Below are 13,120 nucleotides of genomic sequence, written 5' to 3'. Positions count from 1 at the left end.
CTTATTTCATTTTTTCAATAATTATGCCACCCTTGTGTGGCTTTACTTTACCCCGGTGAGCACTAATTTTACCATAAACCGTCTTCCCCAAAGCTAATTTTGACATTACTTTAATCATGCCCCACACCCCAAGATTGGCAGTACTCCATGAATTTGTAAATAAATGCTGCGTGTAACTAATTTTACGATTAAATGATGGATAAACAAAATATTCTTTAGGCCAAATTACAACTTCATTATGCTGTGATCCTAAAATTTGTTTAGTATTATCTAATTTAAATTCAGGATATAAAATCATCATCATCCGCGTAATAATCGGATTATTAGTCGTTACGCGAATTAAAGATGATACATTTTCATATTTTTCTTCACGATACATTTTAAGAATTTCAGCAAAAACCGTTGTACCTTTTTCAGCACCAAATAGGCCAGTATGTAGAGCATTGTCAAACATAAAACAAAACATGTTTTGAGCGTCACGAAATTCATCAGTAATTGGCTTCGTCATCAACATATCTGTATCAAAATAGAAACCACCATACCGGTATACTACGTCAAATCGAAGTGTATCACTTAAAAAGCCCCAATTCTTTTCTGCATACATTTCCTGTGCAAAAGCGTATTGATTTATGTCCCAGTTTTGTTCATTCCACTCCATGAATTGCCAGTCAGGCATTAATTTATGCCAACTAGCAATACATTTTTGAACTTTTTCTGGTTTTTCACCACCAAACCATGCATAATGAATAATTTTTGGTATCATCTTTAGCTCCAATTACTTAAATTTACGATAGATCGATTCCATAATACGATCAACATTTGAACTATCAAATGTTTCAATAAAGGCTTTATCCATGCCTGCTCCTGGTTTTTCTGGATTATCCATTAATGTTTTAATGGCTTCTGTTACTGCTGTAACATCCTTTGTATCAAGTAATACGCCATATGCTGGACCAATAATAAAATCCTTCATTCCTGTGTTTTTAGTGCCAATCACTTTAAGACCATCAACTAACGCCTCAAAACCACCAAGTCCAAAACCCTCGCGTCTTGATGGAAAGACAAACAAATCCGATGCAAAATGTAACGCTTGAATATCATTACGATATCCAAGTAACATAAGTTGCTTTTGTAAGCCTAATTCCTTAGCCATGGTTGTAAATTCATCATATTTAGGTCCTACGCCCGCAATCATAAATTTCAACTTGGGATTTTTAATATTTGCCATTGCCTCAATAACAATTCGCTGATTTTTTAAATCACTAAGTTCACCAACATTAAGTAATACAAAATCATCATCTTTAAGGTTTAACTCACTACGCTTAGCCGCACGAATATTTTGACGTTCTTCAGGTGTCACCGCAAGCATCTTTTTAACATCAATTCCAACACTTGGAATATATTCTACATTTTCAATTGGTAAATAATCGGCAACCTTTAAATCATTAGAATTGATAACAATTAGTTGATCAGTAATAAAACCTAAAAGCCATTCCACTGGAAAAATAAGCCAATTTTTTAATGGTCCACCTTTGAAAAAATGGAATCCATGTGCAGTATATAATGTTTTAACGCCTTGAGATTTAGCAGCAATCCGCCCTAAAACACTTCCAATTGGTGAATGAGCATGCATAAAGGCCCATTCATCTTTATTTTGCATAATTGTACGTAATTGTTTAATTACCACAAAATTTGCTTTAAATGAACCTAATTTTCGGCCAAAATCGATTTGATGCCTAACAACTTGCTGTTCTTCGAGCCACTGAATTAACTTGTCATTTTCGTTATTATCCATTGAACCAAATTCTTTAAAATTTGTACCTACATGGACTTCAAAGCCAAGTTTTTTTAGTATTAAAATATTTCGTTGGTTAAACTGGCGAATCATATTTGCCTTTGCAGCAACAATTAAAACCTTTTTCATTTCCTTTGTCTCCAATACCACCTTAACATTGACTACTTGGGGTCTTTATTTTTAATTTTTTTATCCACCGTACTATCATCGTCAATCTGTTCTTCAACAACTCCATCACGTTTAATAACATATAGAATTGTTTGCATAAAGATTTTACCATCATTCTTAAGTGATACTTTTTTGGCATATTGACCGTCATACATTGCTTTGGGTTCATCTGCAAGGTTATCACGCCCATTAACTTGTGCTAACCCTGTTATTCCTGGGCGGACTTTCTCTGCACCGTTTTGATGACGTAGTTCAATCAAATTAGTCTCCTTAAGTATTACGGGTCGTGGACCAATAATGCTCATATCTCCTTTAATCACATTAAATAATTGTGGTAACTCATCAATTGAAAACTTACGAATAAATTTACCAACTGCCGTATGATAATCATCACCATTTAAATCATTTGATGCAATTTCAGGAGTATCTATTCGCATTGAGCGAAATTTATATAACTTGAACGGTTGATGATCTTTTCCCATTCGGATTTGCTTAAAGACAATTGGCCCTTTAGAGCTAAGTTTAATTGCAATCGCTGCAATTAACATAACTGGTGACGTAACTACTAGCATAATTGCTGATAATGTAATGTCTATTAAGCGTTTGCCAAAGCTATTGTACATCTTAACTTTGCCTCCCAATTTTTTATAAATCTTTTTTATTGAGGTTAAAATTTAAAAAAAACAAAATAGCGTAATTTAAACCTATTATAGATAATACCATAGAATAAGTTGCACCAAAAGATAATGCTTTGTATATTTAGCAACACTTAAAGCTATAAAAACAACTACGTATACCATATCAGAATTAATTTTGCCTTTATACTATTAAATAGGCTTTAAAACTCTACTATTTTACTTGATGTTTATTAGCTAATTGCTCATTTATTAATTCAATGTCATTTTTGGTTGAAAGACGTACAACTATCCATACAATTACATATATAAGTAAAAATTCAAATACAAATATTATTGGATGCATAAATATAAAATTCAATGATTTAAAAATCCCATCAAATACTAGTACGACACAGAAAGTTAGAATCATATGGGTTAATAAGCGTAACGTAAATGTTCCCAAATCCAATTCTAAAATTAATGCTAATTCACCAACTATAATTCCAAGTAAAAATATTCCTATTATTTCTTTTGGCGTCACTATCAATGTTTGCCACTCAAGTAAAGCCCCAATCATTGTGAAAGCTGCACTCATAATTAAGCCTAGCAATGCATGCCGCACATATTTTCGAATTTTCATAGTATTACTCCTATAATCCTAAAATTTGCTTCAACTTGGGTAAGTACTTTCGACTAACACTAGCCCGATTTTCATTTGTTAAAAAAGCCGTCATATTACCTGAAAAACCGGCCTCTAAATATGTGAGATGTTCAATATTTATCAACGAGTTTTTACTAATTTGAACAAATACTTTTTGTGGTAGGCGAGCATAGAATTTTTTGAGCTGGCCCTTTGTTGTATAACTTTTCTCAATTGTTTGAATCACAATTTCCGTACCAAATACCTCAAGTAAAATAATTTCGTTAATTGGTAAAAAAACCACTCGATCTTCTAACGTTATTGGTAAATTTGTGCTTGGCAGTGTTAAATTTTGAATTTGTTGCATCAGATTCATCACGTCTGTAGTTATTTGAGAAGCTGAAACCGTCACTTCAATATCATCAGGAGCCAATTCTTCATTGGCTGTAAAGTTTACTTTCATTGAGTAATCTTTCCCTTCCATTTTAAGTTGTTTTAAATTCTCTCACATTTACATACGATATCACTAGCTATTAAACTCACGCACATATCAATGATTAAACAGCTATTTATCGGCATCGTATTGTATATATTAATTAAAAAACATCCAGCATAATACTGGATGTTTTGAAAGTGCATTAGTCCTTATTTTTTATTTTACCAATAAAGAAAGTCATTCCAATTGATAAACACATAAACACTAATACTATCCCGTATGGATAGTGGTAATTTATATCTAAAAGTACCCCAGCCATAATGGGACCAACGATATTTCCAACACTAGTTAATGACATATTTAAGCCATTCATTAGGCCTTGTTTACTTTCACCAAACTTCGTTAAATAAGTTGTGATTGCTGGACGAATAACATCCATAGCTGAAAAAACAATCAAAGTTGCAATAACAACTGATATTTTACTATGCGTTAACAAAATCCATGCTACTCCAACAGCACTTAGTACAAAACAATAACGAATTAATTTAATTTCTGTAAACCATAAAACTAAGCGTTCAAAAAATACTACTTGTAAAATCAGTGAAATAATTCCATTAATTATTAATACTAAGGCTAGATCATTCATATTGAAATCAAAAACTTCATTTACAAAAATTGAATAAACTCCCTCAAAACCAGCTAAACCAAAAGCAGATACTAAAATTAAGCTAAATAGCAATATAACAGGTTTAGTAAGAATATCGCGCCAGTTTGGAGCTTCTTTTACTTTACCATCACTAATAATGTGATGTTCGATTTGTTGTTCATTTGGTAACAGTACTAACAAAATAACCAATGCAACAATTCCTAAAATACTAGCAATCCAAAAAGGTGTTTTGTAGCTAATATTAGCTAAAACCCCACCAATTCCTGGACCTAAAATAAGACCACCACTAAAAGCTGCTGAAATCCAACCAATTACTTTAGCCCGTTGCCGATTCGTAGTGATATCAGCTGCCATTGCCATCGCAGTTGGAATGTATGCAGCCGCTGAAAGACCACCAATTATTCGAGAAACATCCATTAACCATAGCTTGTTAGTAATTGCAAAAATAACTTCTGATAAACTATATAAAATCAATCCGATGACTAATAATGGTTTACGCCCAATTCGATCAGATAACATCCCCACAATTGGTGAGAATATAAACTGTGCCAGAGCAAATAATGCGGTCATAAAACCCATATCTGCAGCACTAAAATGTAATTCATTTTTTAAAAAAGGCATAACTGGAATTACTAAAGTTATCCCTAGACAAACTAAAAACTCACTAAGAACTAATATAAAAATAGCCCGTTTTGTTGCTGCACTCATGTAATACCCCTTATTATATGTAGAATTTATATCCAACTCTAATATTATATCGATATTTCTAGAATACCGTCAACATAACAGCTTAATTATTTTTTAATTTATTTAATTTTTTTTAATACTGTGGAAGCCAATGAATCTTATCAGACTCACGATTTGCAATTACAAATATTTGGCTAGCTAACATCTTATTAGGAACCAACATGTAGTTTGATGAAAACACAACCGTCCGTGTGTGCTTAGTTGGATTGATAACAAAACTTAAATTATAACCATTTTTAGATCCACCAGCTTGATAATTTCCATAATAGCTATATAAACCATTGTAGTAATCATGATTATGCAATGGGAAAAAAAGTGAAAAATCTTGTTTAGGAATTAGTTGACCTTCAATTAACGCATTTAAAAACTTAAAATAATCCGCTGGTGTCGAATAGATTTGACCAGCGCCAATCAGTAGTGACATTTGCTTTTTTATATCATAATTAAAAAATGCCTGTTGAAGATGAGTTTTAACATATGGTGGATAAACAAGATTTGTGCCTTCAGGTATATCCTGATAAAAATAAGTATCATTTAAATGTAACGGTTGTAAAATATCATCAATGACATTTTGTTTATAACTTTCTTGGGTAACTTGAATAATTATTCCTGCTAACAAAGAATAATTAGCACTTGCATATATATAATGTGGTGGTGTTGAAATCATATGCTGACGTACATAGTTAACCTGATCTTGTTCACCAGCAATTGCTCTGATTTTCTTGTAGTTACCATCAACAATACCTGATGTATGTGTCAATAAATTCCATATAGTTAATTTGTCACCGTATGGAATGCCAGGATAAAATTTACTAAGTGGTGTACGAATATTTAATTTACCTTCTTCAATTAACTTTTGAATAATTATCGCCGTGAAAATTTTTTTGAATTGATCCAACTTGAAAGACAGAGTGTTCATTAAGTTTGTCATTTGAAAAATTACTTATATTCCCATTTGCAACAATCATAGGAGTTTTAGAACCATTTACAGTTGTAATTGCCACTGCATCTAGATGATTTTGGACTAAATAAGTGTGTAATTGTTCTTGAAGTGTTCGTGGATCACGTGAAAATTTTATTTTTTGGATTGGTATAACTTTTGATACTGTTTGATGTGAAGCATTTGTTTGCCAATTATCACCAATCTTAACTAAACTGGTCGCAATTGGCTTAATGAATATAATCGCAATGAAAATTGTTATACATATCCCAAATATAATTAAGTGATACTTTTTATTTGTTAAAATATTACTTTTGATACTCAATTTCTTTCTCCAATAATAGTCGTTTCTAATAGAAATGTGGGGACTTTAAAATTATATAAGCTGTCAGATAGCAAATTAATTACGCGTGCACAGAGAAATCTTTTTTAAGATAGTTTTTACAAAACAAATAAATTCTACGCTACTTTCAATAATTTAATATATACTACTGGTACCACTTAGGTGCTGCATGATTAAATTTTAACGTCTTAATGTTTAATTAAGACCGGAATTTTAATTTATATTGACTAAACCATATATAACATCATTCTTGATTATATCATTGCACTTGCAAAAAGTAGTCAACAACTTTCAGCTAAGTATAAGCTAAAAATATATATTTTTTTAGATTTATGAAAATATAGCCGAAAACTAGATTTTTTACGCTGAAAGAACTACAGTATACATGTAGATGGTTGGTAATAACTCATCAAATTTAAATAAAGGAGCTACCATTATGGCAAATAAGTTAAGTAAGAGTGAACGCAAGCAACTTGCAGAACAAGAACTTCAACGTCGCGCCAAAGAGCATGTTAATCAAAAACATGAAAGTGGATTTGCTCATCTCCGTGATTTAGAAGATAAGTTTAAGCACGAAAATTAATTGCGGTAATTTCACATTTAATATATAACTAAAAATCCCAGAAGAAATCTTCTGGGATTTTTTATTATTAAAAATAGTTTATTTTTAAATTTTAAGTATATTATTTATACTTAAAATTTTACATTTTTTAAGTAAAATAAACATCTTTATTGTTGAAATATTGATTTTTATTTTAGCTTAAAATTCATTGTAAAAATTTTTACAATAATGTAACATTAAAGTAACTATAAACACTCAGGAGATGCTGAAATATGGAATTACGATCATCCAAAAATCGCTATATTCTAGGCTTTGACGGTATTCGAGCTCTAGCCGTAATCGCTGTTATTCTATATCACTTTTTACCTAATACTTTTAGCGGTGGATATCTTGGTGTATCCATTTTTTTCGTAGTATCTGGTTACTTAATTACCGATTTATTAAGACAAGAATTTGATAAAAAAAATACAATAGACATTAAAAGCTTCTATTTACGGCGAATCAAGCGCTTATATCCAGCGTTAGTATGTATGTTACTAGTTACATTAGCGTTTATTACATTATTTGATCGCGGAGCATTACTTAATATTCGTACAGCTGTATTAACTAATCTTCTTTATGTTTACAATCTATGGGCTATTAATCATGGACAGTCTTATTTTCAACAATTTACAGCCCCAAGTCCTGTTACACACCTTTGGTCATTATCAGTTGAAGGTCAATTCTATTTAATTTGGCCAATTTTAGTACTATTACTAGCTAAATTAAAAATACGCCGGCGATATATAGCGATTGGTTTAGGAATTATGGCAACATTATCTGCGATTATGTTAGCGATAACTTTTAGTCCCAACACAATAAATCGTGCTTATTACGGGACAGATACTCGGCTATTTGCCATTCTTTTAGGGGCTATGCTAGCATATGTTTGGCCATCTGCTAAATTAACACCATCGATGGCTCCAGCTAACCAACGGGTATTGAATTATCTTAGCTGGATAAGTTTAGCTGGTTTAGCACTAGGATTTGCCACGTTAAATGGTCAAAGTTCGATAACTTATTATGGTGGAATGTTTTTATTTACAATCATGGGGATGTTGCTAGTTGCTACAATTGCGGCTCCTACAACATGGCTTGTTAAAATCTTTAATTGGCCTATTTTTCGATGGATTGGAACACGTTCTTATGGAATATATCTATATCAATATCCCATCCTCGTTTTCTTTGACCAGCTCAAGCTAAAATATAGACAATTGGATTTATATTTTCTTGTAATTGAATTAATCTTGATTTGTTTAATTAGTGAGGTTAGTTATCGATGGCTTGAGCAGCCATTACGCCATGTCACCTTTGCTGATGTAAAAATGTTTTTCAATCGTATTTTACAGTTAAATTATCGTAGTATCGCACAATTAATGATTACTGTAATATTGATTTTAATTGCTAGCCTTGGGATGGCAGCTCCTGAAGCCGCTAGTTCATATCAACCACCATTAGAAAAAGAATTATCCGCTCGTGAAAAAGAAGCTGAGGCTACTAATGCTAAAATATTAGCTGAACAGAAAGCTGCCAAAAATACTCAAAACGATACTAATGATAAGAAAAGTACTTTTTCTAAGCAATTATCAAAAGCTGACGACAAGTTAGCCACAACGTATGAATTCACGCCTGATCAACTAGATGTCCTTAAACAAACTTCTGTCACAGCGATTGGGGACTCAATGCTCGTTAATATTGGACCAACTTTACAAAAATTCATGCCAATTGTTACTAATGGTAAAGTTGGTCGCCAACCTTCAACTGCACCATCACTCTTAACAACAATTAAGAGTGATGGTCAACTTTCGGACAATATTTTAATTATGCTTGGGACTAATGGTGCTGTTAAGCCAGGCATGCTAGCACAAGTTATGGACTTAGTTGGTAATAACCGACAAGTATTTTGGGTTAATAATTATGTTCAAAACCGCAGTTGGATTCCAGGTAATGAGCAGGTTTACGCTCAAGCCAGTAAGAATTATCCCAATTTTCATTTAATAGATTGGCAACAACATGTTCAAAATCACCTTAATTGGTTAGGCCCTGATGAAATTCATCCTAATCCTTTAGGAGATAAGTATTTAGCTCATTTAATTGGCTCAACAATTGTTACAATTTCAGCTGAAAAACATTAAATATTTTTAATATTCATTTAATCAGTTGCACTGTATAATAAGGATACGCAAGCGGTTTCAATACTTGTAAGATCTAAAATTATAATGGAGGTAACCAAATGTATTTACTAATTAATATTGTAATCATTACGTTGCTAATGTTAGCTATTGTTGCTTTATTGCTCAATCGTGTCATTAATATCACTAATTATCGGACACGCATGGTCCCAATTACGGTTAAAAGTAATCAAGCACGTAACCGAAATCAACGCTAATTAACTATCTAAGCAAATAAAATAAAAAAGTCACGACATATAAGTCGTGACTTTTTTATTACTCAATATACTTATGTAAACGAAACACTTAGCTTTTTATCCATCGCTTGTGCTAACTGAGATAATTTTTCAAATGAAACGTTATCCCCCCGCTCAATACGTGCAATTGTTGCTTGGGTAGTTCCCGCCATTTCTGCGAGTTCCATTTGTGTTAATCCGGCTTCTTCACGTGCCTTATATAAAGATACCGCACTGGCTAATTTTGCCTTTTCCATTTGATATCCTTGCATAAATGTTTTATCGTTGCTCTCTTGTTTTAATAATTCATCAATTAGCATTTGTTAGGCTCCACTCTGCTTTTCTTTTTTCTGCAATTAATTGTTCTTGATACGCTTGTTCCTTGTCAATTTTTAAATACGCATTTGTTATGATATAGTAGTCATTAACAACAAAGAAATATGCACAATGCATGATTCCCCTATCTACATAACATCGTAATTCATAAAAATCACGAGCGACTCGCCGTACCCATAGTTGGCGCTGTGCAATTAATAAATTAATTTCTTGAATTTGTATCATTAATGCCAACATTTTTTTTCGATCGCGTTTAGGTAATTGCTGATAATATTCAGCAAAATAATTATGCCTTTGCGAATCGATATACATTATAAATTTTCTTTTACGTTTCATTTTACCGTCATACCTAATCTAAGGACTTACATTAACATTTAATTTAAGCCCATTTATCCCAACATCCATCAGTTATATATAATGTAATCGGTAAACTTTTGGTTAATTTAACCCCTTAAATAATAAAAAAGCGGCTGAAAAATTTTCAGTCGCTTTTTTATTATTTAGTTCCAAAATGAGCTGCTGCTGCTCCTAAATTATAACGTTTAAAATGAACATCTTTAAAGCCAATTTCAGTCATCGTATCGACTAATTCTTGATACGACATAAATTTCTCTGTTGTTTCATCTAAGTACTGGTACTCAGCTTGTTGTTTAGTTAGTATTTTCCCCAACAGAGGCATGATTTTTGCAAAATAAAAATGCCAAGCTGGTCTTACAATTGGATTATCTGGTTGTGATGTCTCAAGGATAATAACTGATCCACCTGGTTTTAAAACTCGATACATCTCTCTTAATCCTGCTATTTTGTCTGGTAAGTTACGTAACCCAAATCCAATCGTAACAAAATCAAATGTATTATCAGGATAATTTGTTGCCATTGCGTCACCTTGAACTAAGCTAATTTCCTTATTTAGATGTAGTTCTGTAACTTTTTTGTCAGCAATTTTTAGCATATTTTCACTAAAATCAAGACCAACGACATGCCCACTTGGGCCAACAGTTCGTGCATGATGAATTGTCCAATCAGCTGTTCCACAACATAAATCAAGAACGTAACTTCCCTTAGGAATTGGCATTGTCATAGCAACTTTTTTCCGCCATGACTTATGTGTTCCTAAACTAATCACGTTATTCATGTAATCGTAATTAGGGGCAATAGTATTAAAAATTTCTTGTGGGCTCTGCTTCTTATCTGTCACAATATTCCACCTTTTTATTTAGTTATAGATTCTTTAATTTCAATAATTTCATCCTGTGCTTCATTAAATTGCTTGATGAATTGCAACATTTGCTCATGAGTTGCATATTCACTAACATATTCCATAGATGCTCGCATTAATTTAGTTACAGCATCTTCGGCCTGTGGTTTTTGCATTGCTTTAAATGCATGGAGTGCTTTTTTCTTTGATCCAGCCATTATTCAATCACCTCGATTTTAGTTACATCAGGTCGCTCATTATATTTAGCAATTAAAGCTAACATTTCTTCCTTATTAGCATAATCACGAACAAATTTTTTCATTGTTTTCTTGCCTAATTCCCGCTTTGATTCATCTTGTTTACGTTGTGCAAATTTAACATTTTGATGCTTTTGATTATCATCAATTTGATACATATTCTTACCTATCCTCTGTTGTTATTCATCTTATTGTACATAAATTTACGTATATTATAAAGCATCTCCATTATGAATATAGACTTTAATTAATTTTTATACTATCACTACATCAAATATGTTTAAGGTTGACACTTTTTATTGATTTAGATAGACTAAAGATTATATGGCGCTTATTTGTAATTAACCATCAAATAACACCGATGTTACTAAAGGAGAACTTTCATGTACGATAGTTTAGTTCGTTTTTTCAAAAAAAGTCAAACTCAAGTATATCTCACTTTATTAGTGATGATTATTTTCTTATTTTTAATTCGTGGTTTTCTAAGTAGCATTTTATTGATCATTATTTTTGCGTATTTTGGTGTTCATGCATCACGTAAAATATCTCAATATACTCGAATCTCTTATGTTTTTTCGGTTGTTATCTTCTATTTATTAGTCTTACTTGTATTAGCCGGAATTATCATGTTTATTATCCCCGTTTTTGCCCGAGAAGGTCAAAATCTTTATGCCGCAATTGTCCGTGGCCTCCGTGAGTACCCACAGATAAATCATTATGTAAGTACATATATGGATAAATTTGATTTAGTCGATAAAATTAGTACTAATTGGCAAAAAATCTTACTTAATGGGCTTACTGCAATTACAACTGTTGGCGACGTTTTTGTACGTGTTGCCTTAGCCTTCTTTCTAAGTTTGATTTTCACGATTACTTTTCCAAAGCTTCAAAAATTTGGAAAACAATTTGATCACTCTGATTTCCCTAAATTCTTTAAAATCGTATATCAACTTGCAAGTAAGTTTATTTTCATTTTAGGGCAAATTATTGAAGTTCAACTAGTCATAGATATTATCAATACAATCCTAATGTTAATTGGTTTAACAATTTTAGGTATGCCTAGTCCATTTGTCTTGGGTATGTTAGTTTTTGTTTTTGGATTAGTGCCAGTTGCAGGAGTATTAATCTCAAGTGTCCCACTAACTTTGATTGCCTTTTCAATGGGTGGTGTTAAAACGGCAATTGAATTAATTATTTTAATCTGTATTATGCATGCTTTTGAAGCATACGTCTTACATCCAAAGTTAATGTCATCTCGTGCCGAATTACCAATTTTTGTAACTTTTGCAGCCTTGATAATTATGGAGCATGTCCTTGGAACGTGGGGGTTAATTGTCGGCGTCCCAATCGTTGCCTTCATAATGGACGTTATGAATATCCACCGATTCGATAAGAATGGTCCTATTATGCATCACCCAACTGAATAATAGTAAAATAAATTAGGACATACCTTCTTTCTATTAATTAACATCTGTTAATAACAATGCACTCCAGAAGTTCAATATAGCCAAAAATCCCAAGGAAAAGTTTTTCCCTGGGATTTTTGTTTATATTTCTTAATAATACCCGCTTAGTGGCACCGCTTTTTATTATTGTTCCAAAAACTTACCTAACCCAATAAATAATTCACGTGCTTCAGCCTCATTGAATGTAATTCCTTTACCCATCTTGTTATGTTCAGCATCCCATGTTCTTAAATCAAACTTAGGTTCACGTTCATTCCAAGAAACTTTATTTAATTCTAAGCTCCATCCTTTAGCATTGGTTGATAATGTTGCTAATTTTTCAGTAATTTCATACTTTAATTCTGCCATACATCTTCTCCTTTTTTGCCTATTATAGCATTACTATATTACGAATCTTTCTCAAAAAAGTACTTATCAAAGACACATACTAAGCAATATTGCAAAATGAATAAATGCCGTTGGAACTTAAATATTCCACCGGCATTTATTGTGCGCATAGTTC

The 13,120-nt window shown here is 32.1% G+C and carries 18 protein-coding genes; 4 read left to right on the top strand and 14 right to left on the bottom strand.

Annotated elements, in window-relative coordinates; all coding sequences use genetic code 11:
* Position 1 precedes the first annotated feature (1 nt).
* The 8 genes from HF964_RS08140 to HF964_RS08105 form a co-directional block, all read right to left on the bottom strand.
* Complete coding sequence (locus HF964_RS08140) at positions 2 to 763, bottom strand: glycosyltransferase family 32 protein (protein WP_168722555.1); 762 nt, start codon at positions 761 to 763, stop codon at positions 2 to 4.
* 12 nt (positions 764 to 775) lie between these two features.
* Positions 776 to 1,924 carry a glycosyltransferase gene (locus HF964_RS08135; RefSeq protein ID WP_168722554.1) on the bottom strand — a complete coding sequence of 383 codons (1,149 nt, stop codon included), beginning with the start codon at positions 1,922 to 1,924 and terminating at the stop codon, positions 776 to 778.
* Positions 1,925 to 1,956: 32 nt separating this feature from the next.
* Entirely contained in the window at positions 1,957 to 2,586 is a 630-nt protein-coding gene (locus tag HF964_RS08130) for a sugar transferase (RefSeq protein ID WP_168722553.1), read from the bottom strand.
* Positions 2,587 to 2,812: 226 nt separating this feature from the next.
* A complete protein-coding gene (locus HF964_RS08125) occupies positions 2,813 to 3,220 on the bottom strand; it encodes a DUF3021 family protein (protein ID WP_168722552.1) in 408 nt (135 codons plus the stop codon).
* A gap of 10 nt (positions 3,221 to 3,230) precedes the next feature.
* On the bottom strand, positions 3,231 to 3,683 hold the full coding sequence (locus tag HF964_RS08120) for a LytTR family DNA-binding domain-containing protein (protein WP_168722551.1): 453 nt from the start codon (positions 3,681 to 3,683) through the stop codon (positions 3,231 to 3,233).
* A 175-nt stretch (positions 3,684 to 3,858) separates the two neighbouring features.
* Positions 3,859 to 5,031 carry an MFS transporter gene (locus HF964_RS08115; RefSeq protein ID WP_168722550.1) on the bottom strand — a complete coding sequence of 391 codons (1,173 nt, stop codon included), beginning with the start codon at positions 5,029 to 5,031 and terminating at the stop codon, positions 3,859 to 3,861.
* 112 nt (positions 5,032 to 5,143) lie between these two features.
* Positions 5,144 to 6,001, bottom strand: a complete 858-nt coding sequence (locus tag HF964_RS08110) for a serine hydrolase domain-containing protein (protein WP_168722549.1) — start codon at positions 5,999 to 6,001, stop codon at positions 5,144 to 5,146.
* A complete protein-coding gene (locus tag HF964_RS08105) occupies positions 5,916 to 6,335 on the bottom strand; it encodes a hypothetical protein (RefSeq protein ID WP_168722548.1) in 420 nt (139 codons plus the stop codon). Before HF964_RS08105 ends, HF964_RS08110 begins: the two co-directional genes overlap by 86 nt.
* Before the next feature lie 454 nt (positions 6,336 to 6,789).
* Here HF964_RS08105 and HF964_RS08100 point away from each other — a divergent pair, with 454 nt between their 5' ends.
* The 3 genes from HF964_RS08100 to HF964_RS08090 all read left to right on the top strand — a co-directional run bounded on the left by HF964_RS08100 (position 6,790) and on the right by HF964_RS08090 (position 9,343).
* Positions 6,790 to 6,936, top strand: a complete 147-nt coding sequence (locus HF964_RS08100; RefSeq protein WP_168722547.1) for a hypothetical protein — start codon at positions 6,790 to 6,792, stop codon at positions 6,934 to 6,936.
* A gap of 251 nt (positions 6,937 to 7,187) precedes the next feature.
* Positions 7,188 to 9,089 carry an acyltransferase family protein gene (locus tag HF964_RS08095; RefSeq protein WP_168722546.1) on the top strand — a complete coding sequence of 634 codons (1,902 nt, stop codon included), beginning with the start codon at positions 7,188 to 7,190 and terminating at the stop codon, positions 9,087 to 9,089.
* Between the two features lie 98 nt (positions 9,090 to 9,187).
* On the top strand, positions 9,188 to 9,343 hold the full coding sequence (locus tag HF964_RS08090) for a hypothetical protein (RefSeq protein WP_168722545.1): 156 nt from the start codon (positions 9,188 to 9,190) through the stop codon (positions 9,341 to 9,343).
* 71 nt (positions 9,344 to 9,414) lie between these two features.
* On the opposite strand, the gene HF964_RS08085 is transcribed toward HF964_RS08090, so the two are convergent.
* The 5 genes from HF964_RS08085 to HF964_RS08065 form a co-directional block, all read right to left on the bottom strand.
* Entirely contained in the window at positions 9,415 to 9,681 is a 267-nt protein-coding gene (locus HF964_RS08085) for a helix-turn-helix domain-containing protein (RefSeq protein ID WP_168722544.1), read from the bottom strand.
* On the bottom strand, positions 9,671 to 10,033 hold the full coding sequence (locus HF964_RS08080; RefSeq protein WP_168722543.1) for a type II toxin-antitoxin system RelE/ParE family toxin: 363 nt from the start codon (positions 10,031 to 10,033) through the stop codon (positions 9,671 to 9,673). The genes HF964_RS08085 and HF964_RS08080 overlap by 11 nt, the downstream gene beginning before the upstream one ends.
* Before the next feature lie 160 nt (positions 10,034 to 10,193).
* Positions 10,194 to 10,895, bottom strand: coding sequence for a demethylmenaquinone methyltransferase (locus HF964_RS08075; RefSeq protein ID WP_250786622.1), 702 nt, complete (start codon positions 10,893 to 10,895; stop codon positions 10,194 to 10,196).
* A gap of 14 nt (positions 10,896 to 10,909) precedes the next feature.
* Positions 10,910 to 11,113: a hypothetical protein gene (locus tag HF964_RS08070; protein ID WP_168722542.1), complete on the bottom strand. Its 204-nt coding sequence runs from the start codon at positions 11,111 to 11,113 to the stop codon at positions 10,910 to 10,912.
* On the bottom strand, positions 11,113 to 11,310 hold the full coding sequence (locus tag HF964_RS08065) for a hypothetical protein (RefSeq protein ID WP_168722541.1): 198 nt from the start codon (positions 11,308 to 11,310) through the stop codon (positions 11,113 to 11,115). Before HF964_RS08065 ends, HF964_RS08070 begins: the two co-directional genes overlap by 1 nt.
* Positions 11,311 to 11,535: 225 nt before the next feature.
* Between HF964_RS08065 and HF964_RS08060 the strand changes: the two genes are divergently transcribed.
* The gene (locus HF964_RS08060) at positions 11,536 to 12,579 is read left to right on the top strand and encodes an AI-2E family transporter (RefSeq protein WP_168722540.1); all 1,044 of its coding nucleotides are present in this window, start codon (positions 11,536 to 11,538) and stop codon (positions 12,577 to 12,579) included.
* 162 nt (positions 12,580 to 12,741) lie between these two features.
* On the opposite strand, the gene HF964_RS08055 is transcribed toward HF964_RS08060, so the two are convergent.
* The gene (locus HF964_RS08055; RefSeq protein WP_168722539.1) at positions 12,742 to 12,966 is read right to left on the bottom strand and encodes a YdbC family protein; all 225 of its coding nucleotides are present in this window, start codon (positions 12,964 to 12,966) and stop codon (positions 12,742 to 12,744) included.
* Between the last annotated feature and the right edge of the window lie 154 nt (positions 12,967 to 13,120).

Source organism: Periweissella fabalis (assembly GCF_012396505.1).
Lineage (GTDB): Bacteria > Bacillota > Bacilli > Lactobacillales > Lactobacillaceae > Periweissella > Periweissella fabalis.
This window is presented reverse-complemented; position numbering and strand designations above follow the sequence as displayed.